The organism is Nocardioides luteus (assembly GCF_015752315.1).
GTDB lineage: Bacteria > Actinomycetota > Actinomycetes > Propionibacteriales > Nocardioidaceae > Nocardioides.
In genome coordinates, this window is the sequence record NZ_JADOVJ010000001.1 from 2,363,247 (window position 1) to 2,378,050 (window position 14,804).

Below are 14,804 nucleotides of genomic sequence, written 5' to 3' on the forward strand. Positions count from 1 at the left end.
GGAGGTCCGGGTGGTGAGGCCGACGCGCGGAAGCGTGTGGCTCTCCCTGCTCGCCACCCTCGAGATCATGACCGGCGCGGCCCTGGCCCACCTGGCCGCGGGCGGCGCGCTGCCGAACGCCGGCTGGCTGGCCGCGGCGTCCCTGGCCGTCTTCGGCTCCGGTGTCGTGGTGCTGCAGCGCCGGGTCGGGCTCCTCACCGGTGCTGTCCTGGCCGGCGTGTCCCAGCTGGGGCTCCACGAGGTCTTCGCGGCCTTCTCCGCGGCCCCCGGCGCCGAGCACCATCACCCGGTCGGCACCTCGCTCGGCTCCACCGACGGTGCCGCGATGCTCCTCGCCCACGCCTGCGCCGCCGTCCTCTCCGTCGTCGTCTGGGCGCTGCACCGCAGGGCCCTCGCCGTGGCCGTACGCAGCCTGCCGACGCCGCGGGTCGCGGTCGCCGGCCGCCTGCTCGCCGAGTCGTCACAGTTCGTTCCGCGACCGGCCCTGTGGGCCCATGTCTCTCCGCGCAGGGGACCGCCGAGGCCGGCAGGCCTCTGAGATCCCTCTGCGAGCACCACCGGGTGAGTCCCGGTGGCTGTCTTGCGTACCCGAAAATTCGCGAGAGAGAACCTTCCATGTCCGTTCCGGCCCAGTTCCAGACCGCACCTCCAGCAGAGCCACAGATCGAGCCGCCGGGCCCCGGGCCCGGCTGGTGGTCGACGATCCGCCCGCTCGTGCTGCGGCTGCACTTCTACGCCGGGGTGCTCGTCGCCCCGTTCATCCTGGTCGCCTCGGTGACCGGGCTGCTCTACACGATCGCCCCGCAGGTCGAGCAGATCGCCTATCACGACCTGACCCACGTCACCCCGGCCGGCGAGACGGTGCCGCTGGCCGAACAGGTCGCTGCGGCCCGCGCCGGCCACCCCGACGGTGACATCCTCCGCATCGACGTGCCGCCCGCCGCCGACCGCAGCACCCGGGTGGTCTTCACCGACGAGACCGTGCCCGACGACTACGCGATGTCGGTCTTCGTGAACCCCTACACCGCCGCCGTCGAGGGCCAGGTACGCAGCTACGGGCAGTGGCTCGGCTTCCGCGCCTGGCTCGACGAGCTGCACCGCAACCTCCACCTGGGAGCGGTCGGACGCCACTACAGCGAGCTCGCTGCGAGCTGGCTGTGGGTGGTCGCCCTCGGCGGGCTGCTGCTGTGGATCGGCAGGCGACGCCGTGACCGGCGGGCCCGCCGGCTGGTCACGCCCGACCCGGCGGCCACCGGACGCTCCCGGGTGATGTCGTGGCATGCGGTGATCGGCGTCTGGGTCCTGCTCGGCGTACTCGCGCTGTCGGTCTCCGGGCTGACCTGGTCACGCTACGCCGGCGCGAACATCGGCGAGGTGCGTACGGCCCTGTCCTGGACCGAGCCGACGCCGGCGGCGTCGTTGCAGACCGGCGGTTCCGCGGCCGAGCACGCGGATCACGGCTCCGCCGGGGGTGCCGCGGGTGCCGTTGACCCGGATGCCGTCCTCACGGCGGGAGTCGGTGTCGACGGGGTGCTCGCCGCCGCTCGCGAGGCAGGTCTGGGTGATCCGCTCTACCTCGTGCCGCCGGCCGACGGGTCCAGCGCCTGGACCGCGGCGGAGAACAAGCGCGACTGGCCGACCGCCTACGACGCGATCAGCGTCGACCCCGCCACCGGCACGACGCTGGACCGGGTCGACTTCGCCGACTGGCCGGTCATGGCCAAGCTGACCGACTGGGTCATCGGCGCCCACATGGGCATCCTGTTCGGCATCGTCAACCAGCTGGCGCTCGCGGCGCTGGCGATCGGCCTGATCGTGATGACGGTGCTCGGCTACCGGATGTGGTGGCTGCGGCGCCCGCGCGGCGCGGGTGGGCTCCGCTTCGGCCGGCCGGCGCCGCGTGGGGCGTGGCGTCGACTGCCCTGGCCCGCGCTCGTGGCTCTCGTCGGGATCGTCGGCGTGGTCGGCTGGTTCGTTCCGATGGTGGGCGTGACCCTCGTCGGGTTCCTGCTCGTCGATGCCGCGCTCGGCGCGGTCCGCAGGCGGGGCTGACTCAGGCGGAGGCGCAGACGGCGCAGAGGCCGAAGATCTCCACGGTGTGGTTGACGTCGGTGAAGCCGTTCTGCGCCGCCACCTTGTCGGCCCAGGTCTCCACGGCCGGGCCCTCGATCTCCACGGCCTTGCCGCAGCTGCGGCACACCAGGTGGTGGTGATGGGTCGTGGAGGCGTCGCCGCACAGCCGGTAGGTGGACTCACCGTCGGGCTTGTGGATCACGTCGGCGAGGCCGTCGTCGACGAAGATCTGCAGGTGGCGGTAGACCGTGGAGAGGCCGATCTTCTCGCCGTTGGCTCGCAGCGTGGCGTAGACGTCCTGGGCGCTGCGGAAGGTGTCCTCGGCGGCGAGAGCCTCCTTCACCGCGGCGCCCTGGTTGGTTGCGCGCCGCTTGACCTGCTGGGTTGGTGCCATGGCGCCATGTTAGTCGGTATCGGTATGGATCCCGTGTTCAGTGCGGCGGGGCGTCGTATGGCATACTGGGAATGATTCCGAATAACACGAAAGGCTCTCATGTCACGCACGTGTCAGGTCACCGGCGCCCGCCCCGGCTTCGGCAACAACCGCCCTTGGTCCAAGAAGGCGACCCGGCGACGCTGGGAGGTGAACCTGCAGAAGAAGACCTACTACGTCCCCAGCCTGGGCCGGAAGGTCACCCTGCGGCTCAGCACCAACGCGATCAAGCAGATCGACGTACGCGGCATCGACGCCGTCGTCGCCGAGATGCGCGCTCGGGGGGAGAAGGTCTGATGGCCAAGAAGTCGAAGATCGCGGCCGAGGCCAAGCGCCGCGAGATCGTGGCGAGGTACGCCGAGCGCCGAGCCGCCCTCAAGGAGGAGATCCGCGCCGCGGAGCCGGGCTCGGCCCAGCAGGCGGAGGCCGTCCGAGCCCTGTCGCGTCTCCCGCGCGACTCCTCACCGGTACGCCTGCGCAACCGCGACCAGGTCGACGGCCGGCCGCGGGGATATCTGCGCAAGGCGGGCGTGTCGCGGATCCGGTTCCGCGAGCTCGCGCACAAGGGGCATCTGCCGGGGATCACCAAGTCGAGCTGGTGACGCGCGGGCAAAAGCCTAACCGGAACCATTCCGAGTCGGCGAGGCGCTACCGGGCCGTCATCGAGCTGTGCTAAACAGACGCCCCATGAGTACGAAGACCCCGGTGCGGGCGGCCGAGAAGCCTGGGTTCAGGCTGGGGCAGACAGAGGTCGTCGCGATCGTCCTGCTGGTCATCCTGCTCTCCCAGCGCTGGCTGCTGCCGCTGCTGGACCATGACCTGTTCAACACCTGGGGCACGATCTTCGTCGCCATCGTGGTGCAGTCGGCTCCGTTCCTGCTCGGCGGCGTGCTGCTCAGCGCCGTCATCTCGACGTTCCTCTCGGAGAAGGCGCTGAGCAAGATCGTGCCCAGGAGCCCGGCGCTCGGTGTCCCGGTCGCCGGCCTGGCCGGGATCGGGCTGCCGGGCTGCGAGTGTGCCGCGGTGCCGGTGACCAACTCGCTGATCCGCCGAGGCGTCGCGCCGGCGGTCGCGCTGACCTTCCTGCTGGCCGCTCCGGCGGTCAACCCGGCCGTGCTCGTCTCGACCGCGGTGGCCTTCCCCGGCCAGCCGGTGATGGTGCTGGCCCGGTTCCTGGCCTCGCTGATCACCGCGGTGGCGGTCGGCTGGATCATGCTCGCCCGCGGCAAGCTGCTGCTCGAGCGGCTCACCAACCTCGGCCGTGACGAGCACGCCCACGAGCGGTCGTTCCTCGGCAACGTCAGTCACGACTTCCTGCACGCCTCCGGCTTCCTGGTGCTGGGCGCCATGCTGGCCGCGGCGGTCAACACCTTCGTACCCCGCTCGGTGGTCAACACCGTCGCGGGTCAGGCCGTGCTGGGGATCGCGACGCTGGCGCTGTTCGCGTTCATCGTGGCGCTCTGCTCGGAGTCCGACGCCTTCGTCGCCGCCTCGTTCACCGCCTTCTCCGACACCGCGAAGCTCGTCTTCCTCGTCGTCGGCCCGGCGATGGACATCAAGCTCGCCTCCATGGAGGCTGGCCAGTTCGGCATGGGCTTCGCCCTGCGCTTCGTACCCTTGGTGATCATCACGGCGGTCGCCTCCGCCGTCGGCATCGGATGGTGGCTGCTGTGACTCGTACGACCCAGGCCCTGGTGGTCGGCTTCCTCGGCGCCGTCCTGCTGCGGCTCTCCCTCGGCGACGGCTATCTGAGGTACGTCACCAGCTGGATGAAGTGGCCGCTGGTCGCCACCGGCGTGGTCCTGCTCGGGCTGACGTTGTGGATGCTGCTGCGCCCCGCGCCGGAGGAGGACGGCGACGACCACGACGGGCACGAGGGGCACGGTCACAAGGTTCCGGCGATGACCTGGCTCGCGATCGTGCCCGGCGTGATCGTCTTCGTGGCCAGCCCGCCGTCGCTGGGTGCCTACCTCGCCGAGCGTCGTGCCGACGACCCGGTCGCGGCCGCTCCCGACGCCGAGATCCTGCCGCTGCCGGCCTCGGACGGGCCGGTCGACGTCGAGGTCGCCGAGTTCATGTGGCGAGCCGGGGTCGAGGACGGTGCAACGATCAAGGACCGCGACGTACGCCTCACCGGCTTCGTCAGCACCGACGAGAACGGCAACTGGTACGTAACCCGCATCGCCATCGCCTGCTGCGCTGCCGACGCGAGCGCCTCCCGGGTTCGGGTGGAGGACTACGACGACGCCCCGGAGCGCGACTCCTGGGTCGCGGTCACCGGCCGCTGGGTCGAGGGCACCGCGCCGGGCGGCAAGTCGGAGACCGCCATCGAGGCCTCCTCGGTCGAGCCGCGCGAGGCGCCGGCCAACACCTACCAGTGAGACGCATGGGCGACCCGAGACGCTCCGGCAACCCGGCCCGGCGGGCCGAAGCTCTGCGCGAGCCCACCTGGCGCGACCGCCTGCCCCACCCGCCGCGTGCGCTCATCATCGGTGCGCTGATCGCCGTCGCGATCGGCGTCGTCGTGCTGACCCGCGACCTCGGCGATTCCGACGCCCCGGCGGCGTCCGGCCCCTCCGGCGCGGGGTCCTCGGCTGCGCCGGTCGCCGCGGGACCGGTCGCGTCCCTGGAGGAGTTCTGCGGTGCCGTACAGACCATGGCGAACGCCCACGCCGCACAGATGTCCACCCCGAACGACGAGAACGAGACCGCGCTGGGCCTGGCGGCCACGGACCTGCAGTCGATGGGTGTCCCGGAGGCCACCCCGGCCGCTGCCGTCGAGGGTGTGCGGATGATGATCGAGGACGCGCTGCGCACCGGGCGCGGCGAGGACCCGCTCGAGCGCAGCGAGGCGCAGAACATGGCCTACGAGCGGCTCGGCGAGTTCCTCACCGAGAGCTGCGGCACGGCGGGCTAGGGATACCCGGTCAACCGGGTATCCCTGGGGCTGGTGTGACTCGCTGCCCCATCAGGAGCTCAGGCGGCGGAGCAGGACGACCGCGTCCTCGAGCGTCGCCGGCTCTCCGGACGGGCTGGTCACGGCACGGTGCCGGTGCTCGAGGACGACCGTCTCCCACTCGTCCTCGGGCAGTTCGAGCTCCGCCAGCTCCTCCTTGGCGTCGAGGAAGCGGTGCTCGTGGGCGGAGGCGTCCGCCCACGGCGGCGCCGCGGCGTGCGAGGTGATCAGCAGGTGGCCGCCGGCGTTCACCAGAGCAGCCGCCCGGCGCAGGATGTCGGTGCGGGGCAGCTCGACGGGGGAGTGGAAGAAGCTCGCGGTGACCAGGTCGTAGCCCCGGTCCAGGACGGCCGGGTCGGAGAGGTCGGAGACGACGAACCTGGCCTGTTCCTCGGCCAGTCCGGCGGTCCGCGCGGCCTCCTTGCCGCGGCTGACGGCGTTGTCGGAGATGTCGATGCCGGTGGCCCGCCAGCCGTGCTGCGCCAGCCAGATGACGTCGGCGCCCTCGCCGGAGCCGAGGTCGAGCGCGGTCCCGGGCTCGAGGCCGGCGGCGATGTCACCGAGCACGGTGTTGACCTTGCCGGACCAGATCCGGTCGCTGCCGGCGTACCTCTCCTGCCAGAAGTCCACCGGAGCGGGCCCGGCGACGGCGCGGTCGAAGTCGTCGGTCACCAGGGTCGCGTTCACGAAGCTGCCGGCCATCGTGCCCGCGCTCATGCTGATCGGGACGTTGGCCATCGGGTTGGAGACGTTGCCGACCGCCCAGATCCGGTCGCTGCTGGTCTTGCCGGTCGCGTCGACGGCGAGGAAGCTGCCGACCGGGGTGTCGGTGCGCTCGAGGCCGAGGTGGGTGAGGAAGCCGTCGTGCGGGCGCAGCGTGCCGGCGGTGAAGATGGCGCCGACCTCGGTGGTGGACCCGTCGGCGGTGCGCACCGCGGTGACCTGGTCGCCCTCGCCGAGGACCTCCACGACGGGCTCCGGGACGAGCGTGACCCCACGTGCCCGCAGCCGCCGCTCGTCGGCCTCCTCGATCTCGCCGAGTCCGGCGGTGAAGACGACGACGTCGTCGCTCCACTGACGGATCAGCTGTGCCTGGTGCATGCCGAGCGGTGAGGTGGTCAGCACGCCGATCCGCCGGTCGCGCACCTCCCAGCCGTGGCAGTAGGGGCAGTGCAGCACGGTGGCGCCCCAGCGCTCGGCGAGGCCGGGGATGTCGGGGAGCTCGTCGGTGACCCCGGTCGCGACGATCGCGACGCGGGCGGTCAGCCGCTCGCCGTCCTCGAGGATGACGCTCACGCCGTCGTCGGTCTCGTCGAGGCGGGCGACGCGGCCCGGCCGGATCCCCACGTCGTACGCAGCCAGCTCCTCGCGCCCCGTGCGCAGCAGCTCGGCGGGGTCGATGCCCTCGTGGCCGAGGACGCCGTGCATGTGGGTCGTGAAACGGTTGCGGGGGAGGCCGGAGTCGACCACGAGGGTCCGGCGGCGGGAGCGGCCCAGCATGAGGGCCGCGGAGAGTCCGGCGGCACCGCCGCCGATGACGATCACGTCGAGGTGTTCTGGGTGTGTGTTCATGTCATCCAGTTCAGTGGCACAATGAAAGAACGGCAAGGGTTCTTGCTGAAATGGCAAATGCGAGGTGGAGCACATGATCGACGAGCTCAAGCAGGTCGGACCGCGGATCCGGGCGATCCGGCACAGCAAGGGATGGACGCTCGAGCAGCTGGCCGCGATGGCGGAGATGTCGCCGAGCACGCTGTCCCGGCTCGAGTCGGGCAAGCGGCAGGCGAGCCTGGAGCTGCTGATCCCGCTGACCCGCCACCTCGGCGTCGGCCTCGACAGCCTGGTGACGCCGTCGGTCCCGGACCCGCGGGTGCGCCGCCCGGTGATCCGCCGCGACGGCATGGAGATCGCGCCGCTGACTCCCGAGGGATCGCCGGTCAACACCTTCAAGATCACCTACGAGCCGGTGACCGAGGTGCCGGAGCCGCGGGTCCACGACGGCTACGAGTGGCTCTACGTCATCTCCGGCAAGCTGCGGCTGCTGCTGGGCGACCGCGACTTGGTGCTGACCCGCGGCGAGGCCGCCGAGTTCGACACCAGAGTTCCGCACGCGATCTTCGCGACCGGGTCTCGCCCGGCGCAGGTGCTGAGCATCTTCAACAGCGACGGCGTACGCATGCACACCCACACCGCCGAGGGGTGAGTCTCACCTCGATGTGAATAACGGGCAGGTTGTGGGTAAGATGAGAATCGTTATCATTAACCACAACGGGAGGTCCCCATGAAGCAAGGCATCCATCCCGTCTCCGGGCCGGTCGTCTTCCGCGACCGCTCGGCGGACAAGCTCTTCCTGATGCGGTCGACGCTCGTCGAGCGTCTCGCCGACGACCATGAGCGGGTCACCTGGGAGAACGGCGAGACCTATCCGGTCGTCGACGTCGACGTCTCCAGCGCCAGCCACCCGTTCTGGACCGGCCGCGGCCGCGTGGTCGACACCGAGGGCCGGGTCGAGCGCTTCAAGCGCCGCTACGGGCGCGATCGATGAGTACGCCGCGTCCGCGGTCGCCCCGCAACCTGTCGCGCCCCAAGGTGCCGGTGATCCTGGTGAGCGGTGTCGAGGAGGGCGCGATGCTCTCGGCGACCATCTCGCTCCAGTTCGGCCTGCCCGACGCGGTCACGGTCCGCCATGTCATCGACCCCGAGCGCCAGCTGCTCACCCGTGTCGTCAGCGACGTCACCGGGGTGATCGAGCACGAGGAGATCAACCTCGCCCACGCCTGCGTCGCCTGCGCCATCCGCGAGGACATCGTGCCGACGCTCGAGCGCCTCGCCGCCCAGAGCCGCTGGGGGAGCATCGTGGCCTGCCTTCCGGTCGCCGCCGAGGCGGTCCAGGTCTGCCGGGTGCTCGCCTGGGCGCCCCGGACGGCCCCGCACATCGGCATCTCCGCCGTCGTCGCGGCGCTCGAGGGCACGACGGTGGCTGAGGACCTGCTCGGTCCCGACCTCCTCGACGAGCGCGGTCTCGCCACCTCCGAGGACGACCGCCGTGGCGTCGCCGAGGTCGCCAGCGCGATCGTGGAGTACGCCGACGTCGTCTGCCTCACGGAGACCCCCGAGCCCGAGGAGGAGTCGCTGGTGGCGACCCTCGCCCGGCCGCGTACGCCGGTGGTGACCGACCCCTCGCTCCTCGACGCCGCCGGCCTGGTCGCCGGTGTGCACCGCCACCACGCGGTGGAGGCCTGGGTCGCGGAGGTGCGCCGCAACGAGCTGCCGCCGTTGCCCGAGGGCGGTGCATGGCGGCTCGACCTGCGCTCCGACCGTCCGATCCATCCGATCCGGTTCCAGGACGAGCTGGAGATCCTGGGTGGCGGCCCGCGTCGCTCGCGCGGCTGCTTCTGGGTGCCGACCCGGCCCGACGACATCTGCGTGTGGGACGGAGCCGGCGGCCAGGCGAGCGTGGGCTCGACCCAGAAGTGGGGTCGTACCGATCGGCTCACCCGGATCGTCGTGGTCGGCATCGACGAGGAGGCCGACGAGATCCCGCGCGCCTTCGAGCGCGCCCTGCTCACCGACCAGGAGATCGCCCAGCGCGGTCAGATCTGGGAGGAGTCCTGGGACGGGCTCGAGGACTGGCTCGGCCCCATCGGCCGCGCCGCCTGACCCGGACCCGCATCAACCACCGAAGGAGGCCGCCATGGCCGTACCGAAGCGCAAGATGTCGCGCAGCAACACCCGCCACCGCCGCTCGAGCTGGAAGGCGACCCCGGTCGCGCTCGTGCCGGTGACCGTCGACGGAGAGACCCACGACGTGCCCCGTCGCCTGGTCCGCGCCGTCCAGCGCGGCTACGTCGACCCCGCCAAGCTCCGCTGAGACTCCGCTGGAAGGAAACGATCAGATGCCCAAGCGACCACCGTCCCCCGTCCGCAAGCGGCGCAAGCCGCTGCTGGCACCAGACGTGACCTACGTCGACTACAAGGACGTGCAGCTGCTGCGTACGTTCATCTCCGACCGCGGCAAGATCCGCTCCCGCCGCGTCACCGGACTCACCCCGCAGCAGCAGCGCGCCGTCACCAAGGCGATCAAGAACGCCCGCGAGGTCGCGCTGCTGCCCTACACGAGCACGAAGGGATAGTCCCCATGAAGGTCGTCAACTCCATCCGGTCGCTGAAGAACCAGCCCGGGTCCCAGGTCGTACGCCGCCGCGGCCGGGTCTACGTCATCAACAAGCTGAACCCACGGCTGAAGGCCCGGCAGGGCTGATCAGACGCGCCGACGGCGCCGAGTCCCTTGTCGGGGCTCGGCGCCGTCGTGCATCGGGAGCCATGATCACCAGAGGGCGTCACGGAGTGCCGCCAGTGTCAGCGCTCCTCGCGGAACTCGACGTGGCGCCGCACCACCGGGTCGTACTTGCGGAGCACGATCCGGTCGGGAGTGTTTCGGCGGTTCTTCATGCCGATGTAGGTGTAGCCCGTGCCTGCGGTGGAACGGAGCTTGATCTTGGGGCGTACGTCCGATGACCTGCTAGCCATGCTCAACCTCTAATCCTCATGAGAACGATTATCACTTACATGATAGTGCGAGGCTGGTGATAGGAAAACGCGAGAAGGGCCGGATCGAATCGATCCGGCCCTTCTCAGGTGTCCAGGGACTCAGCCCTTGGCGACCCGCTCCTTGAATGCGGAGCCGGCCTTGAACGCCGGGCCCTTCGAGGCCGGGATCTTGATCTCGGCGCCGGTCTGCGGGTTGCGGCCGGTGCGAGCCGAGCGCTCGCGCGACTCGAACGTACCGAAGCCGGGCAGCGTGACCTTGTCGCCGTCAGCGACGGCCGCGCTGATCGCCTCGATGGCGGCACCCAGGGCGGCGGAGGCCTGCGTCTGGGTGATCTCGGCCTGCTTGGCGATTTCGCTCACCAGGTCGGTGCGGTTCATGCGATCTCCTTTAATCGTTGATCCGAGCCGCAAAGGTTGACGAGATGCGGCTCGTCGCCAGCGTAGGCCAGACCTGGGGATCTTCAACGTTCACGCGCCGCGTGTCCCGCGTGGTTACGGGCTCTGCGGGGGTTTCCGGGGTCTGCAGAGGGCTCGGGCGGCACGATGTCGACGACCCGGTCCATCGCGCCCAGGGTCCGGTGGCGGTGGGAGACCACCAGCATCGTGGCCGGGACCGTGCCGAGCAGGTCGGTGACCAGCCGGGCGGAGGCCTCGTCCAGGTCGGCGGTCGGCTCGTCCAGGATGAGGATCCGCGGGCGGTGCAGGACGGCACGCGCCAGCCGTAGCCGGGCCCGCTGCCCGCCGCTGAGGCGGAGGCCGCCCTCGCCGATGTGGCTCCCCGGCGTGACCGTACCCGCGAGCCCGAGGCGGGCGAGCAGGTCCTCGATCTCGGCGTCGGTCGTCGACGGGGCGGCGACGGCCTCGCGCACGGTGCCGCTGAAGAGTGCGCCGTCCTGTTCGACGACGGCCAGCGCGGCCCGCAGGTCGACGTCGTCGACCGCCGAGATCGCCACCTGGCGCGAGTCGGAGTCCGACAGCGCGACGGTCCCGGTGTCCGGGTCCCAGAGCCGGCCGGCGAGGGCCACCACGGTGGACTTCCCCGCTCCGGAGGCTCCGCGGAGGCCCACGTGCTCGCCGGGAGCGATGGTCAGGTCGAAGCCGTCGAGCACCCGGCGGTCGTCGTAGCCGAAGCCCACCTCGCTCATCACGAGGCCGAGCGGTCCCTCGGGCGGAGCGGCCACCGGGGTGTCACGGGTGAGCGCGGCCGGGCGGGCGAGCTCCTTGCCGACGCGAGCGGCGGCAGCACGCAGGGCGGGCAGCCGGGCGCAGGTGGCGGCCGCTTCGGCGACCGGTGCGACCGTCGCGAGCGCGAGGACGACGAGGGCGGCGACCTGCTCGGCGGCGACGTCACGGCCGATGACGCCGACCAGCACGCCCACGCCGACGAGCGTCACCGCGGCCTCGCGCGCGCCGGCGAGAACGCGATGGGTGGTCTCGAGCCTGCCCGCCGCCCGGGCGGCCGCGGCGCCGGTCTCCCTGATCTGACGGCGCACCGGTCCGTGGATGCCGTAGCCCAGCACCTCGCGCAGACCGCCGAGCACGTCGACGACACGGTCGGAGAGGGCGCCGGTCGCCTCGACCACCTCGCCTCCGAGCGTCTCCAAACGGCGCCCGCCGAGCGGAACGGTCGAGAGCACGAGCGCGAGCCCGGTGAGGGTGACCAGCGCGAGCACCGGCTCCACGACGGCGAGGAGGACCAAGCCGAGGAGCGCGTTGACGGCCGCGGCCACGAGCTGGGCCACGGTGTGGGCGTAGAAGAACTCCAGACGCTCGGTGTCGCTCATCGCGGTCGATGCGGCCCGGCCGACGTTCTCGCGACGTCTGGTCGGCAGCGCGACCGCATAGCGGTCGAAGAGCGCCATCCGGAGCCGGGCGAGCACCCGGAACGCGAGCGCGTGGGAGGCGTCCATCTCGCCCCAGGTCAACACTGCCCGGAGAACCACGAGACCGGCCAGCAGTGCCCAGAGCCAGCCCGGGGGCGCGCTGCGGAGCACGACGGCATGGCCGACGGCGGCGGCCAGCAGCACCGAGATCGCCCCCAGGCACACCTGGCTGACGGCGACGAGCACGATGGTGGCGGCGATGGCGCGGCGCTCGCTGCCCAGGTGTCCGAGCAGGCCGGTGAGGGGCCGCGCGGTCGTGGCGGTCATACGTGGCTCCCGTCGAGCAGCGGGGTGAGGTGCCCGTCAGCGAGCTCGAGGACGCGCTCGACCCCGTCGAGCGACTCCTCGCGGTGGGCGACCACGACCACGATGCGGTCGGCGGAGAGCCGTGCGAGCGTGGCGGTGACGGTGCGTGCCGCGGCCGGGTCGAGGGCGCTGGTCGGCTCGTCGGCGAGCAGGATCGGCCGGTCCGAGAGGACGGCCCGGGCCAGCGCGATCCGCTGGCGCTGACCGCCGGACAGGCTCGCTCCGGCGCTGGCGATCGGGGTGTCGAGGCCCGCGGGGAGGCGGCGTACCTCCTCCTCGATGCCGGCCGCCGCGCATGCCTCCCACAGGTCCGGATCGCTCGCGTCGGGGCGGGAGACGCGGAGGTTCTCGCGGACGGTTCCCTCGAAGAGCACCGGCCGCTGCGAGACCACCGCGACATCGGAGGTACGCACCGGGCGGTCGCCGAGGAGGACCCGGCCGCTGGTGGGGGAGAGGTGGGTGAGGACCAGGTCGAGGAGGGTGGTCTTCCCGGCGCCGCTCGGGCCGACGACGGCGGTGACCGCGCCGGGCTCGAAGGCGGCATGGACGCCGTCGAGGATCGCCGGTCCGTCGGGGTAGGCGAACGAGACGTCGTCGAGGACGAGCGCCGCTCCGGGGGATGGCTGCCGGTCGTCCTCGGCCGGGCCGCTCGTCCCGGTGCCGTGGTCCCGGCCGACGCCGAGCCTTCGCAGCGCCGGGACGGCGGAGGTGCCGAGATAGCCCGCGTGCCAGGCGCCGGCGAGGTCCCGGATGGGCCGGAAGACCTCGCTGACGAGCATGAGTGCCAGGTAGAGCTCGGCGGGCGGCACCCCGCTCCCGTTCACGCTGGCCACGAGGGCGAGGCCGGCGGCCGCGAGGGTGCCACCCTGGACGGCGAGGTCGATGAGCGCGGTGTCGAGCAGCGACGTACGCATCACCCGCACCGTCGCGCGGTGCAGGTCGTGGCTCCGCCGGGCCATCCGGGCACGCGTCGTCCCGACCTGGCCGAGCAGGCGCAGCGTCGACATCCCGCGGAGGGCCTCGAGCAGGTCGGAGCCCAGGCCCTCGTAGGTGTCCCAGTGGTCGTCGGAGCGCCGGCGCATGAGCCGCTTCCACAGCAGCGGAGCCAGCAGCGCGGCGGCGGCCGCCAGACCGGCAGCGAGGCCGGTGAGCGGGTGGACGAGAACCAGCAGGACGGTCACGACCGGGATCAGCACGAGGGCCTCGGCCAGGGCCGGCAGGTAGCGGGTGACGTACGCGTCGACCCCGTCGACCCCGTCGACGAGCGCCGTGCGGACACCGCCGTCGCGCCGGCCGGGGTCGTGCAGGGCCGTTGGCACCAGGACGCCGCGCAGCGCCTCGTCGCGCACGGCGAGGCGTACGTCCTCTCCCAGCCGTGCCGCGGCGCGCGCCTGCATCCACGACAGGAGCCAGCGTGCGGCCACGATCCCCGCGATCCACACCGCTGCCGCCACCGCGCGGTCCTCGTCGCCGTCGACCACGGCGAACAGTCCTTGCGCCAGGGCGTAGGCCTGAGGGAGGTGGGTGGCGGTCACCAGGACCTGCAGTCCGACGGTGGTCGCGGCGGGTCCGGGATGTCGCAGCGCGGTGCGCAGCAGCAGGGTGTCGACCATCATCCGTCGGCTCCGTTCTCGAGGATGGCGAGGGCATGGACCAGCGGCGGTGAGCCCGCCGGCGGTGTGCAGAACCCGGAGACGGCGCGGACGCCGTGGCCTCGGGCGTTCAGGGCGTAGGTGTGCCGGGCGGCCTCGCGGTGGAGCTGCCACAGCCGGGCGTAGCCGACGCCGTCGAGACGTTCGGGACGCTCCCAGGAGACGACACGGTCGGCGCCGAGCACCCAGGACTGACCGCTCTGCCGGGCCACTTCGGCGACGTCCGGCGAGGCGGCGCCCCGGGAGCAGCGGCGGTCGAAGCGATCGAGCGCCGGGCTGCGCCGCGAGCTCATCGCGGAGCACGCGACCTCGTCGAGGTGAGGTGCGAGCGGAAGCCTGATCCGGGCCAGGGCGATCTCGGGTGCGAGGCCACGCTCGAGCCACCACGCCGTCTGGGTCGCGCGGGGCAGGCCGAGAGTGTGGTGGGCGAGCGCGAGATCTGACCAGTCCTCGGGCAGGTGTGCCCCCGGGACCAGCAGCAGCAGCGCCTCGAGCGCGTACGCCGCGTCGGCGACCCACAGCGGCCAGGCCCGGTGACGGTAGCGGCCGAAGGTGCGGCCGGGCTGAACGGTGACGACGATCTCGGCTGGGCCCGGCGGGATCGGGCTGCCCGGATCGAGCCGGCGCACCATATGCTCGGTCTCCGGATGGTAGACGTAGCGCCCCGGCCGGAGGTGGCCGCCACGGCCGGGAGGCACCACCAGGTGCCACTGCACCGGGTAGCAGCCGCCCGCCGAGGGCACCGCCCGGCGCGGGACGGATGTCAGGGTCCCGTCGGGGCGCGGATGATGGCCACGCGCCCGCCACAGCCGGTGGACGGCCGTCGCTGCCGCGCCGCCGACCTCGACCGGCTCGCCTGGCCAGCGGTTCGCGCGCGGCCCCGGCGGCAGCGGAGCGCCCGGGAGGTCGGGGGAGAAGGCGCTCTCGAGGAGCGCCAGGCTCGAGGTCAT

20 protein-coding genes are annotated in these 14,804 nt (G+C 72.1%); 13 read left to right on the forward strand and 7 right to left on the reverse strand.

Annotation, left to right across the window (positions count from 1 at the left end; all coding sequences use genetic code 11):
• Positions 1–13 precede the first annotated feature (13 nt).
• Complete coding sequence (locus HD557_RS11370) at positions 14–538, forward strand: cell division protein FtsQ (RefSeq protein WP_307785597.1); 525 nt, start codon at positions 14–16, stop codon at positions 536–538.
• Positions 539–615: 77 nt separating this feature from the next.
• Positions 616–2,052 (forward strand): PepSY-associated TM helix domain-containing protein, encoded by a 1,437-nt coding sequence (locus tag HD557_RS11375; protein WP_196873962.1) that lies wholly within the window; start codon positions 616–618, stop codon positions 2,050–2,052.
• Between the two features lies 1 nt (position 2,053).
• Here HD557_RS11375 and HD557_RS11380 read toward each other — a convergent pair whose 3' ends face one another.
• Positions 2,054–2,467: a Fur family transcriptional regulator gene (locus tag HD557_RS11380; protein WP_196873963.1), complete on the reverse strand. Its 414-nt coding sequence runs from the start codon at positions 2,465–2,467 to the stop codon at positions 2,054–2,056.
• 99 nt (positions 2,468–2,566) lie between these two features.
• On the opposite strand from HD557_RS11380, the gene rpmB reads away from it, so the two are divergent.
• From rpmB to HD557_RS11405, 5 genes are all read left to right on the forward strand, one after another.
• The gene (rpmB, locus tag HD557_RS11385; RefSeq protein WP_196873964.1) at positions 2,567–2,803 is read left to right on the forward strand and encodes a 50S ribosomal protein L28; all 237 of its coding nucleotides are present in this window, start codon (positions 2,567–2,569) and stop codon (positions 2,801–2,803) included.
• Entirely contained in the window at positions 2,803–3,108 is a 306-nt protein-coding gene (rpsN, locus tag HD557_RS11390; protein ID WP_196873965.1) for a 30S ribosomal protein S14, read from the forward strand. The genes rpmB and rpsN overlap by 1 nt, the downstream gene beginning before the upstream one ends.
• A gap of 85 nt (positions 3,109–3,193) precedes the next feature.
• The gene (locus tag HD557_RS11395; protein WP_008356591.1) at positions 3,194–4,180 is read left to right on the forward strand and encodes a permease; all 987 of its coding nucleotides are present in this window, start codon (positions 3,194–3,196) and stop codon (positions 4,178–4,180) included.
• Positions 4,177–4,887 carry a TIGR03943 family putative permease subunit gene (locus HD557_RS11400; protein ID WP_196873966.1) on the forward strand — a complete coding sequence of 237 codons (711 nt, stop codon included), beginning with the start codon at positions 4,177–4,179 and terminating at the stop codon, positions 4,885–4,887. The genes HD557_RS11395 and HD557_RS11400 overlap by 4 nt, the downstream gene beginning before the upstream one ends.
• A 5-nt stretch (positions 4,888–4,892) precedes the next feature.
• Positions 4,893–5,423, forward strand: a complete 531-nt coding sequence (locus HD557_RS11405; RefSeq protein WP_196873967.1) for a hypothetical protein — start codon at positions 4,893–4,895, stop codon at positions 5,421–5,423.
• Between the two features lie 51 nt (positions 5,424–5,474).
• Here the strand turns inward: HD557_RS11405 and HD557_RS11410 are convergent, their stop codons facing one another.
• Positions 5,475–7,034: a bifunctional NAD(P)/FAD-dependent oxidoreductase/class I SAM-dependent methyltransferase gene (locus HD557_RS11410; RefSeq protein WP_196873968.1), complete on the reverse strand. Its 1,560-nt coding sequence runs from the start codon at positions 7,032–7,034 to the stop codon at positions 5,475–5,477.
• 73 nt (positions 7,035–7,107) lie between these two features.
• Here HD557_RS11410 and HD557_RS11415 point away from each other — a divergent pair, with 73 nt between their 5' ends.
• The 6 genes from HD557_RS11415 (at position 7,108) to ykgO (ending at position 9,723) form a co-directional block, all read left to right on the forward strand.
• The gene (locus tag HD557_RS11415; RefSeq protein WP_196873969.1) at positions 7,108–7,665 is read left to right on the forward strand and encodes a helix-turn-helix domain-containing protein; all 558 of its coding nucleotides are present in this window, start codon (positions 7,108–7,110) and stop codon (positions 7,663–7,665) included.
• A 78-nt stretch (positions 7,666–7,743) separates the two neighbouring features.
• Positions 7,744–8,007, forward strand: a complete 264-nt coding sequence (locus HD557_RS11420; protein WP_008356583.1) for a type B 50S ribosomal protein L31 — start codon at positions 7,744–7,746, stop codon at positions 8,005–8,007.
• Positions 8,004–9,122, forward strand: a complete 1,119-nt coding sequence (locus HD557_RS11425) for a GTP-binding protein (protein ID WP_196873970.1) — start codon at positions 8,004–8,006, stop codon at positions 9,120–9,122. The genes HD557_RS11420 and HD557_RS11425 overlap by 4 nt, the downstream gene beginning before the upstream one ends.
• A 34-nt stretch (positions 9,123–9,156) precedes the next feature.
• Positions 9,157–9,333 carry a 50S ribosomal protein L32 gene (gene rpmF, locus HD557_RS11430; RefSeq protein WP_196873971.1) on the forward strand — a complete coding sequence of 59 codons (177 nt, stop codon included), beginning with the start codon at positions 9,157–9,159 and terminating at the stop codon, positions 9,331–9,333.
• Between the two features lie 25 nt (positions 9,334–9,358).
• Positions 9,359–9,595, forward strand: coding sequence for a 30S ribosomal protein S18 (gene rpsR / locus HD557_RS11435; RefSeq protein WP_141804807.1), 237 nt, complete (start codon positions 9,359–9,361; stop codon positions 9,593–9,595).
• A 5-nt stretch (positions 9,596–9,600) separates the two neighbouring features.
• Positions 9,601–9,723: a type B 50S ribosomal protein L36 gene (gene ykgO / locus HD557_RS11440; protein ID WP_045547214.1), complete on the forward strand. Its 123-nt coding sequence runs from the start codon at positions 9,601–9,603 to the stop codon at positions 9,721–9,723.
• A 98-nt stretch (positions 9,724–9,821) separates the two neighbouring features.
• Here the strand turns inward: ykgO and rpmG are convergent, their stop codons facing one another.
• From rpmG to HD557_RS11465, 5 genes are all read right to left on the reverse strand, one after another.
• Positions 9,822–9,992, reverse strand: coding sequence for a 50S ribosomal protein L33 (rpmG, locus tag HD557_RS11445; RefSeq protein ID WP_196873972.1), 171 nt, complete (start codon positions 9,990–9,992; stop codon positions 9,822–9,824).
• Positions 9,993–10,112: 120 nt separating this feature from the next.
• Complete coding sequence (locus HD557_RS11450; protein WP_374221681.1) at positions 10,113–10,478, reverse strand: HU family DNA-binding protein; 366 nt, start codon at positions 10,476–10,478, stop codon at positions 10,113–10,115.
• Positions 10,475–12,163, reverse strand: a complete 1,689-nt coding sequence (locus HD557_RS11455) for an ATP-binding cassette domain-containing protein (protein WP_196873973.1) — start codon at positions 12,161–12,163, stop codon at positions 10,475–10,477. The genes HD557_RS11450 and HD557_RS11455 overlap by 4 nt, the downstream gene beginning before the upstream one ends.
• Positions 12,160–13,818, reverse strand: coding sequence for an ABC transporter ATP-binding protein/permease (locus HD557_RS11460; RefSeq protein WP_196873974.1), 1,659 nt, complete (start codon positions 13,816–13,818; stop codon positions 12,160–12,162). The genes HD557_RS11455 and HD557_RS11460 overlap by 4 nt, the downstream gene beginning before the upstream one ends.
• Entirely contained in the window at positions 13,815–14,804 is a 990-nt protein-coding gene (locus HD557_RS11465; protein WP_196873975.1) for a hypothetical protein, read from the reverse strand. Before HD557_RS11465 ends, HD557_RS11460 begins: the two co-directional genes overlap by 4 nt.